Annotated in this window: 11 protein-coding genes and 1 pseudogene; 9 read left to right on the top strand and 3 right to left on the bottom strand. The window is 59.8% G+C overall.

All coding sequences use genetic code 11. The features are described 5' to 3' along the window. Nucleotides 1-217: 217 nt before the first annotated feature. Nucleotides 218-1144, bottom strand: a complete 927-nt coding sequence (locus AC1D2P_RS29195) for a LysR substrate-binding domain-containing protein (protein WP_177412225.1) — start codon at nucleotides 1142-1144, stop codon at nucleotides 218-220. Between the two features lie 108 nt (nucleotides 1145-1252). Here AC1D2P_RS29195 and AC1D2P_RS29190 point away from each other — a divergent pair, with 108 nt between their 5' ends. Genes AC1D2P_RS29190 through AC1D2P_RS29180 form a run of 3 tightly spaced genes read left to right on the top strand, consistent with a single transcriptional unit; the run spans nucleotide 1253 to nucleotide 3196 of the window. After that, nucleotides 1253-1891 (top strand): FMN-dependent NADH-azoreductase, encoded by a 639-nt coding sequence (locus AC1D2P_RS29190; RefSeq protein ID WP_109785464.1) that lies wholly within the window; start codon nucleotides 1253-1255, stop codon nucleotides 1889-1891. After that, a complete protein-coding gene (locus AC1D2P_RS29185) occupies nucleotides 1892-2254 on the top strand; it encodes a DMT family transporter (RefSeq protein ID WP_477811721.1) in 363 nt (120 codons plus the stop codon). It abuts the gene before it with no gap. Between the two features lie 51 nt (nucleotides 2255-2305). Then, nucleotides 2306-3196 (top strand): lipase family alpha/beta hydrolase, encoded by an 891-nt coding sequence (locus AC1D2P_RS29180; RefSeq protein ID WP_109785465.1) that lies wholly within the window; start codon nucleotides 2306-2308, stop codon nucleotides 3194-3196. 42 nt (nucleotides 3197-3238) lie between these two features. Here AC1D2P_RS29180 and AC1D2P_RS29175 read toward each other — a convergent pair whose 3' ends face one another. Then, entirely contained in the window at nucleotides 3239-4114 is an 876-nt protein-coding gene (locus tag AC1D2P_RS29175; RefSeq protein WP_077432391.1) for a DMT family transporter, read from the bottom strand. 96 nt (nucleotides 4115-4210) lie between these two features. On the opposite strand from AC1D2P_RS29175, the gene AC1D2P_RS29170 reads away from it, so the two are divergent. The 4 genes and pseudogenes from AC1D2P_RS29170 to AC1D2P_RS29155 all read left to right on the top strand — a co-directional run bounded on the left by AC1D2P_RS29170 (nucleotide 4211) and on the right by AC1D2P_RS29155 (nucleotide 6673). Next, entirely contained in the window at nucleotides 4211-4999 is a 789-nt protein-coding gene (locus tag AC1D2P_RS29170) for an AraC family transcriptional regulator (protein ID WP_109785466.1), read from the top strand. Nucleotides 5000-5071: 72 nt separating this feature from the next. Then, nucleotides 5072-5377 (top strand): annotated as a pseudogene (locus AC1D2P_RS29165) (PsiF family protein); the annotation flags it as partial. Continuing rightward, nucleotides 5360-5524 (top strand): PsiF family protein, encoded by a 165-nt coding sequence (locus AC1D2P_RS29160; RefSeq protein ID WP_311132848.1) that lies wholly within the window; start codon nucleotides 5360-5362, stop codon nucleotides 5522-5524. The pseudogene AC1D2P_RS29165 and the gene AC1D2P_RS29160, both read left to right, overlap by 18 nt. A gap of 138 nt (nucleotides 5525-5662) precedes the next feature. After that, nucleotides 5663-6673, top strand: coding sequence for an AI-2E family transporter (locus AC1D2P_RS29155; protein WP_046033041.1), 1011 nt, complete (start codon nucleotides 5663-5665; stop codon nucleotides 6671-6673). A 158-nt stretch (nucleotides 6674-6831) separates the two neighbouring features. On the opposite strand, the gene AC1D2P_RS29150 is transcribed toward AC1D2P_RS29155, so the two are convergent. Further along, nucleotides 6832-8106 carry an Hsp70 family protein gene (locus AC1D2P_RS29150; RefSeq protein WP_477811720.1) on the bottom strand — a complete coding sequence of 425 codons (1275 nt, stop codon included), beginning with the start codon at nucleotides 8104-8106 and terminating at the stop codon, nucleotides 6832-6834. A gap of 297 nt (nucleotides 8107-8403) precedes the next feature. On the opposite strand from AC1D2P_RS29150, the gene AC1D2P_RS29145 reads away from it, so the two are divergent. Both AC1D2P_RS29145 and AC1D2P_RS29140 read left to right on the top strand, forming a co-directional pair. Then, nucleotides 8404-9351: a DnaJ C-terminal domain-containing protein gene (locus tag AC1D2P_RS29145; RefSeq protein ID WP_109785533.1), complete on the top strand. Its 948-nt coding sequence runs from the start codon at nucleotides 8404-8406 to the stop codon at nucleotides 9349-9351. A gap of 27 nt (nucleotides 9352-9378) precedes the next feature. Then, nucleotides 9379-9684, top strand: a complete 306-nt coding sequence (locus tag AC1D2P_RS29140; RefSeq protein WP_109785468.1) for a chaperone modulator CbpM — start codon at nucleotides 9379-9381, stop codon at nucleotides 9682-9684. Nucleotides 9685-9770 lie beyond the last annotated feature (86 nt).

Below are 9770 nucleotides of genomic sequence, written 5' to 3'. Positions count from 1 at the left end.
GTGGTGACGCGCCAAACCAGTGTGCGCCGTTGCTGGAACAGATGAAGGCGGGGAAAGCGCCGGTGACCGTCAAACCCACCAAGTGAATTGCGGCGTCTGTAAAGACGTCATCGCGGGCAAGCCATGCTCCCACAGGGATTTGAGTCGATCACAGCAGTCGATTTCACCGCACAACCTGTGGGAGCCGGGCTTGCCCGCGATGGCGGTATGTCGGGCGCTACAGGTCCTTCAGTATGCCCGCATGCCCGGACAACAACGCTTCCTCACGCAACCATGCAAAAAATGCCCGTACCGGCGGATGACGCTCGCGACCCGGCACACACAGTGCGCTATACCCGGCCCCGTCGACTTGAATGTCGCCCTTGTAGGGCACCAGCAAACCGCTGGCCACGCTTTCTGACACCAGAATATTGCTCGCGAGCACCAGCCCTTGCCCGGCAATCGCCGCTTGCAGGGCGTAATGCTCTTCGTCGTATTCACGCACCGCAGGTTGTTCCTTCAGCCAGGTTTCGCCGGACTTGGCGCACCAGGCCTCCCAGCCATGGGCATACAACTTGGAATTGTGCCAACGCACGCTGATCAGCGCGGGTGTCCGCTGGGCCGCCAGCGCCACTTGCTCGGGTGAGCCATACACGCCGAAGGACTCATCAAACAGGCACAAGCCATACAGGTTGGGGTAGTCGTCGAGGCTGTAGCGCAGGACCAGATCGACACTGGCGTCCTGATGCAAATCGATGACTTCGCAATGGGTGTCCAGGCGCAGGCTGATGCCGGGGTGGCGCGCGTAAAAGCGTCCGAGGCGCGGCACCAGCCACAACGCGGCGAAGGCGGCGGTGGTGGAGAGGGTCAGGTGTGTGCCGCTGTGTTGCGGGCGCAAGGTGTCGACGCTTTGCGCCACGTCCAGAAAAGCACCGTGCAGGCTGTGGAACAACCGCTCACCGCCGTCGGTCAGGCGCACTTGCCGTGGCAGGCGTTCAAACAGCGGCACGCCGAGCCAGGTTTCCAGCGAGCGAATTTGATGGGACACCGCCGTCGGCGTCACCGAGAGTTCTTGCGCAGCCGCCTTGAAGCTCAGCAAGCGGGAGGCGGATTCGAAGGCGCGCAGGGCGGTCAACGGCAGCGAAGCAAACATTGAGAACTCCATGGATGAAATGGATTCATCCCGACTGATTTCTGCTCATTTGAAGCGGTTGGCTGGGAGCATCAAGCTGCAAGCCACAAGCCGTTTGAGTGTAATCCCAAGGAGATTCAGATGAGTAAAATTCTTGCCGTTCACGCCAGCCCCCGTGGCGATCGTTCTCACTCCCGGCGTTTGGCCGAAGTGTTTCTTGCAGCCTGGCAGGCGCACCATCCGCAGGCCCGGTTGACCCGGCGTGAAGTCGGGCGGGCGCTGATTCCGCCGGTCAATGAAGCCTTTGTGGCCGCCGCGTTTTACCCCGAACCCCAGGCACGACCGCTGTCGATGCAGGCCGACCTGGCGTTCAGCGATGAACTGGTCGGCGAATTGCTCGGGCACGACCTGCTGGTGATTTCCACGCCGATGCACAACTTCAGCGTACCCAGTGGCCTCAAGGCCTGGATCGATCAAATTGTGCGGCTCGGGTTGACGTTCAATCACACGCTGGACAATGGCGTGGCCCAATACGAGCCGCTGGTTCAAGGCAAAAAAGCCTTGATCGTCACCAGTCGCGGCGGCTTCGGGTTCGGCCCGGGCGGTGAGCTGGAAGCCATGAACCATGCCGATCCGTTGTTGCGCACGGCGCTGGGATTCATCGGTATTACCGACATCACCGTGGTCGCCGCCGAGGGCGAAGAGTCCGAGGCGCGTACGTTCCAGGTCTCTGCCGCCGAGGCCGAGCAGCGTTTGCTGGCGCTGGCCAGGGAGTTTTAGATGGCCTGGCTGTTTCTGCTGATCGCCGCCGGGTTCGAAGTCACCTTCGCGATGGGCATGAAGTACGCCGAAGGTTTCACCCGGCCCTGGCCGTCGCTGATCACAGTCGTGGCGGCAGTGGGCGGGATTTACTTCCTGACCCTGGCCATGCGCGAGTTGCCGGTGAGCATCGCGTATCCGATCTGGACCGCCATCGGTTCACTGGGCACGGTGTTTCTCGGGTTTGCGCTGCTGGGCGAAAGCCTGACGGCGATCAAAGTGGTGTCGGTCGGGCTGATCGTGGCGGGCGTGGTGGGGTTGAAGTRGGGTGGATGTCATAAACTGGTCGTCGAGTTGTCATGTTCGGTGACGATGCTTGGCTGACGTCTTGCCTCGCGCCTTGCTTCATCTCCTCGACCACAAGGACGTTCGCCCATGTCGCAAGGTTCCGCTACGCGCTACCCGCTGGTGTTGGTCCCGGGAATGCTCGGGTTTATCCGACTTGTGCTCTATCCGTATTGGTACGGCATCGTCTCGGCCCTGCGCCAGGGTGGGGCGACCGTGTTTGCGGTGCAGGTCTCGCCGCTCAATTCCAATGAGGTGCGCGGCGAGCAACTGCTGGCGCGTATCGAACAAATCCTGCACGAGACCGGGGCCGCGAAGGTCAACCTGATCGGCCACAGCCAGGGTTCGCTCACCGCACGTTACGCTGCTGCCAAACGACCGGACCTGGTGGCGTCGGTGACCTCGGTGGCCGGGCCGAATCACGGTTCGGAACTGGCCGATTACCTGCACAAGCACTACCCGCACGACAGCGTAAAGGGCCGCCTGTTGAGCTGTCTGTTGCGGTTGATCAACGCCTTGATGTGCCTGCTCGACACCGGCTATCGCGGGCCGAAACTGCCGGTGGATATCCCTGCGTCCCATCACTCACTCACCTGCGAAGGCGTGGCGCTGTTCAATCAGCGTTATCCACAAGGCCTGCCTGAAACCTGGGGGGGGCATGGACCGGAGGAGGTCTACGGCGTGCGTTATTACTCGTGGTCCGGGACGTTACAGCCGGGCAAGACCGATCGTGGGCGCAATCTGTTTGACGGGACCAATCGCAGTTGCCGGCTATTTGCCCAAACGTTTGTGAACGAGGCCGGGTATTGCGACGGGATGGTCGGGCGGTACAGTTCGCACCTGGGCACGGTGATTGGCGATGAGTATCCGCTGGACCACTTCGACATCGTCAATCAATCGCTGGGATGGGTGGGCAAGGGCGCCGAGCCGATCCGGTTGTTTGTCGAGCATGCGGCACGGCTAAAAGCAGCCGGCGTGTAAGCCGCCCTCTGGCGAGGGAGCTTGCTCCCTCACCACAAAGGACTATGCGCGGCCCAAAACGGTGGTCCAACGCTCCGAAACAATCACCCCGCCCAGCGTCAACACCCCGCCCACCAAGTGATACAGCGCCAACTGTTCATGCAGCACCACCGCCGCAATCAGTGCGGTAATCAACGGCAAAAGATTGAAAAACAGCGTGGTCCGGCTCGGCCCCAGGCGCACCACCGCTTGCATCCACGCCAGCGGTGCAACCATCGAGGCCAGCAGGCAGGCATACAACACCAGCGGAATGTTCTGCAGCGTCGGGCCGATCTTCGGTGAGGCGAGGAACATCGGAAACAGCACCAGCACGGCGACCAACACCTGCAAATACAGCAACACCAATGGTGGCAGCCGCAACTGCCATTTTTTCAACAAGGTGCTGTAGATCGCGTAGGCCAACGTGGCGATCAGCATCATCGCATCGCCCAGGTTCACCCCATGCTCCAGCAGCGCGCCAAGGCTGCCGGACGAGACCACCACTGCCACCCCAGCAAACGACAGCACCGCACCGGCCAAGGCCCCCAGGGTCAGGCGCTGGCCGAGGCTGATTATCGCCATGGCCAAGGACATCAATGGCATCAGCGACAGAATGATGCCCATGTTGGTGGCCGAGGTCAGGGAGGCGGCGAAGTAGGCGAGGCTCTGATAGACCGCCATGCCCAGCACGCCGAGGACGAAAATCTTGCCCAGGTTCGGGCGGATCTGCGGCCAATGTGCGATCACCGGTTTGAGCATGAATGGCGTGAACAGGATGGCGGCCAGCAGCCAGCGGTAGAAACCGATCTCGGCGGGGAAGATCGCCCCGGCTGACATTTTGGTGATCACAGTGTTGCCAGCCCAAATGAAAATGGCCAGCAGGGGATAAGCGTATTGCATCAGGAAAAACCAGAACGTTAATGAAGCGCAATTATCCTCTGTCTGGATGCAAGCCTATACTTTGATCCAGACAACACACTGCGGATTCCGGACAGCATGAGCAGTAAACACATCGACCTGCTGGCATTCAGCGAACTGCCGGCCCCGGTCTATTTTCGCTACGCCGATTTCAACACCCATGAATACGCCTCGGCCCACCGTCATCCGTGGGGCACGCTGGAGTATTCGGCCAACGGTGTCTTGCACATGGAAATCGGCAGCAGCCGTTTCATGTCGCCGCCGCAATACGCGGTGTGGGTGCCGCCGCACACCGAGCACAGTTTCTACAGCAACCAGCCGATCAACTATCGTGCGGTCTGTCTCGCGCCGTCGCTGTGCCAGGATTTGCCTGCGCAGGCCTGCACCCTGGCCATCAGCGACATTCTTAAAGCCATCCTCAAGGACTTCGCCGCGCGCGATGTGAAGATCCCCGAGCAAGAGGCAGACAAGCGCCTGGCCCAAGTGCTGGTGCATCAACTGCAACAGGCGCCGGTGCAAGAGTGTTACTTGCCCTACGCCAGCAGCCCGGGCTTGCTTGGAATACTGGACGCCTTGCAAGCCGCGCCTGGGGATAACCGGCCACTGGCCCACTGGGCGGAACAAATCCATGTCAGCGAGCGCACGCTGGCGCGCCAGTGTGTCCGCGAGCTGGGGATGAGCTTTGGGGAGTGGCGGCAGCGCTTGCGGTTTCTGGCCGCGATCGAAGCGCTGGACAGTCACCGCAGCGTTCAGGACATCGCCTTCGACATGGGGTACAGCACCGGCTCGGCTTTTATCGCGATGTTTCAACGCCAGGCCGGGTGTACGCCGGAGCAATACCGGCGCAGTCACCTCGAGAGTCGGTGAAGGTGTAACAGGCATTGTCTACACTGCAAAACATGGCCGTGCCCATCGGTACGGCAACAAGGAGAAAACTCCATGACAATGTTGCGTGTCCCTTTTTTGATGATCGGTTTGCTGCTCTGCTCCCAAGGCTTCGCTGCCACTGCGCAGCAGGACAAAATGACCACCTGCAATGCCGACGCTACGGCCAAAAGCCTCAAGGGCGATGAACGCAATGCATTCATGAGCACCTGCCTGTCAGCTAAGCCGGCGACCGATGCGGTCGATGTGACCAAACTCAAGACCCCTCAGCAAGAGAAGATGACCCGTTGCAATGCTGACGCTACGACCAAAAGCCTCAAGGGCGATGAACGCAAAGCATTTATGAGCAATTGCCTGAAAGCTGAACCGGCCGCCCCGGCCGCCGAAGCCGCCAAACCGATGACCTCCCAGCAAGAGAAGATGAAAACCTGCAATGAAACAGCCACCACTCAGGCTATGAAGGGTGATGCGCGTAAAGTGTTTATGAGCAATTGCCTGAAGAAATAACAAGCAATGAACCGGGTAGGGGCTCAGCAAAAAAAATGGCCGGTGCCCCCACTAAGGTCGACCTACACAATCCCTAGTGCTGACATCGGAACGCTGGCAGACTGCCAATCCTTTTTACGTCGTTCGTTTTGAGGCTGTATGCCAACGTTTTCTCAACGCCACTTGCTGTTCACCAGTTGGATCATCATTTTTGGTGGTTTGCTGTTGGTGCTCCCTCTGCGACTGCTGCCGAGCCTGTTGGCCGGTTTGTTGGTGTTCGAGCTGGTCAACATGCTCACGCCACAATTGCAGCGTCTGATCGAAGGACGGCGTGCGCGCTGGTTGGCGGTCGCACTGTTGGGCACTTTGGTGGTCAGCGTGTTGACTCTGATTTTTGCCGGTGCTTTCAGTTTTCTGCTGCACGAAGCGGAAAACCCCGGGGCTTCCCTCGACAAGTTCATGGGCGTGGTTGATCGGGCGCGAGGGCAATTGCCGCCGTTCATCGACGCCTATTTGCCCGCCAGTGCCGCCGAGTTTCGTGTGGCGATCGGCGAGTGGGTGAGCAAACACCTGAGTGATCTGCAACTGGTGGGCAAGGACGCGGCGCATATGTTCGTGACGCTGCTGATCGGCATGGTGCTGGGGGCGATCATCGCCTTGCAACGCATCCCCGACCTGACCAAGCGCAAACCACTTGCCGCCGCACTGTTCGACCGGTTGCACCTGCTGGTCCAGGCCTTTCGCAACATCGTGTTCGCACAGATCAAGATTTCCCTGCTCAACACCTTCTTCACCGGGATATTCCTGGCGGTGGTGCTGCCGATGTTCGGGATCAAGTTGCCGCTGACCAAAACCCTGATCGTGCTGACCTTTCTGCTCGGCCTGTTGCCGGTGATCGGCAACCTGATGTCGAACACCCTGATCACGATTGTCGGTTTGTCACTGTCGATCTGGGTCGCCTTGGCAGCGCTGGGTTATCTGATTTTTATCCACAAGCTCGAATACTTCCTCAACGCGCGCATTGTCGGCGGGCAGATCAGTGCCAAGTCGTGGGAGTTGCTGCTGGCGATGCTGGTGTTCGAAGCCGCGTTCGGCCTGCCGGGGGTAGTGGCGGGGCCGATTTACTACGCGTATTTGAAGAGTGAGTTGAAGCAGATCGGGATGGTTTAACTACCACCCGATCATTCCCACGCTCTGCGTGAGAATGCATCCCGTGACGCTCCGCGTCACAGCTTCAACAGCGGACGCAGAGCGTCCATGGCGGCATTCCCACGCAGAGCGTGGGAACGATCATCGGGAGCTTGCTCCCTCGCCACAGGGTTTTCGGATCAGTCCATCATGCCGTAACGTTTGGACGCTTCAATCGCCAAACCGCTGCCAATGCTGCCGAAAATGTTCCCTTCGACATGCCGCGCATTGGGCAACATCGCCGAAACGCTGTTACGCAGCGCCGGAATCCCGCTCGAACCGCCGGTGAAGAACACCGTATCCACCTGATCGACTCGCACATCGGCGTCGTTGAGCATCTGGCTCACGCTGGTGCRCACGCGCTCCAGCAGTGCTTCGATGGCGGATTCAAACAGCGCGCGGCTCAATTCCACACTCAGCCCCGGCTCGATACGGTCCAGCGGCACGTGACGGCTGTCGGCGTGGGTCAGCTGGATCTTGGTTTCTTCCACTTCCATGGCCAGCCAGTGCCCGGCGCGCTGGTCGATCAGCTTGAACAGGCGATCGATGCCGCCGGTGTCTTCGATGTCGTAACGCATGCTGCCCAAGGCCAGGGTCGACTTTTGCGAGTACACCGAGTTGATGGTGTGCCAGGTCGCCAGGTTCATGTGGTGACTGGTCGGCATATAGGCGCCACTCTTCATGCGGCTGCCGTAGCCGAACAGTGGCATCAGGCCTTGCAGGCTCAACTGCTTGTCGAAATCGGTACCGCCGATGTGCACGCCGCCGGTGGCGAGGATGTCGTCGTGACGGTTGTCGTGGTTGCGGCGCTCAGGCGACAGGCGCACCAGCGAGAAGTCAGACGTACCACCGCCGATGTCGACGATCAGTACCAGCTCTTCTTTTTCGATGGTCGACTCATAGTCGAATGCCGCTGCAATCGGTTCGTACTGGAACGAGACATCCTTGAAGCCAATGGCGCGAGCCACGTCGACCAAGGTGTTTTCCGCTTCCTGGTCGGCCAGTTCATCGTCATCGACGAAAAACACCGGACGGCCCAGCACGACTTCGTCGAATTCCCGACCGGCGGTGGTTTCAGCACGCTTCTTCAACTGCCCGATAAACAGCCCGAGCAGGTCCTTGAACGGCATCGCCGTGCCCAGGACGCTGGTGTCGTGCTTGATCAGCTTGGAACCCAGCAGGCTCTTGAGCGAGCGCATCAGCCGGCCTTCGTAGCCTTCCAGGTACTCGTGCAGCGCCAGCCGGCCGTACACCGGGCGGCGTTCTTCCATATTGAAGAAGACCACCGAGGGCAGGGTAATCTTGTCGTCCTCCAGCGCGATCAGCGTTTCCATGCCGGGGCGCAGCCAGCCGACGGTGGAGTTGGACGTGCCGAAGTCGATACCGCAGGCACGGGCTGGAGATGCGTTTTTCATGTCTTTCAAGTTCCGGTTAAAAAACGGCCGCGCAGTGTATGTCAGGAAGGCGAATATTCGAAGGCCGACTATCTGCTAAATCTCGCTCGCCTGTGTCTTGAAAGACGCCCCATCACCCCCAAACTACCCTGCATCAACCGGACAGCCGCGGGGCCGTCGCAAGAAGCCCCGCCCGCTGCCGATAAACTTCTGATGCGACGCCCGGTCACAACCTTGAGATCGGTCAACCTCAATGCTGCGAACAAGCGCATGCTGTGGCGGGTGGCGCGACTTTGATAACGGATGGTGATTCCCGCGATGGACTTCAAAGACTATTACAAGATTCTCGGTGTGGAGCCGACGGCTGACGATAAGGCAATCAAGGCCGCCTATCGCAAGCTGGCGCGCAAATACCACCCTGATGTCAGCAAGGAAAAGGACGCCGAGTCCAAGTTCAAGGACGCCTCGGAAGCCTATGAAGCACTGAAAAGCGCCGACAAACGCGCCGAATATGACGACTTGCGCAAGTACGGCCAGCACGGCCAGCCGTTCCAGGGCCCGCCAGGGTGGCAAGGGCGTGGCGCAGGCGGTTTCGGTGGTGGTCAGGACTCGGGCGATTTTTCGGACTTTTTCAGTTCGATCTTCGGCAACCGTGGCCCTGGTTTTGGTGGTGGACAGTCGCGTCGCAGTACCGGACGTCGAGGGCAAGACGTGGAAATGGAACTCGGGGTATTTCTGGAAGAAACCCTCTCGAACGAATCGAAGAAGGTCACCTTCCAGGTGCCGCAGTACAACGCTGCCGGCCAGCACGTCAGCAATACCAGCAAAAGCCTGAACGTGAAGATCCCCGCCGGCGTGACCGACGGCGAGCGCATCCGCCTCAAGGGCCAAGGGGCGCCGGGCGTAGGTGGCGGTGCCAATGGCGACCTGTACCTGACCATCCGCTTTGCGCCGCACCCTAAATTCGATGTCGAAGGCGAGAACCTGATCATCACCTTGCCACTGGCACCGTGGGAGTTGGCGCTGGGCGCCGAAGTCGCCGTACCGACCTTGACCGGCAAGATCAACCTCAAGGTGCCGGCAGGCAGCCAGAACGGCCAGCGCATGCGCGCCAAGGGCCATGGTTTGCTAAACAAGGCCGGTGAGCGCGGTTATCTGTTTGTTCAACTGAAGGCGGTCATGCCGAAGAAATCGGACGATGACGTCAAGGCCCTGTGGCAGGAACTGGCAAAAAAAGCGGCATTTGATCCCAGAGAACATTTTTGATCGCTTGGCACCAAGGAGTTACTGACGATGAGCAGTCCCCTGATCGTTCAACTGGACCTGACAGAATTCTGTGAGGCGACCGACCTGTCGGACGTCAACGTGATCGAAATCGTCGAACACGGCATCCTCGAACCTCAGGGCCAGCAGCCCAAGGATTGGCGTTTCAACGATTACGAACTGGCCCTGGCCAAGCGCGCCGCCAAGCTGCGGCGCGACCTGGAACTGGAATGGGAAGGCGTTGCTTTGGCGCTGGACCTGCTGGAAGAAGTCCAGCAACTGCGGGCCGAGAATCGCATGCTCAAGCAGCGGTTGGGACGGTTGGTGGTCGAGTAGTTTTCTGAGGTTTTTGTGTTGCCTGGCAAGGCCTCTTCGCGAGCAAGCCCGCTCCCACATTCGACCGCGTTCTTTCAGAAGGAATA

It is taken from the genome of Pseudomonas sp. P1_F1_2 (genome assembly GCF_056405815.1).
This window is presented reverse-complemented; position numbering and strand designations above follow the sequence as displayed.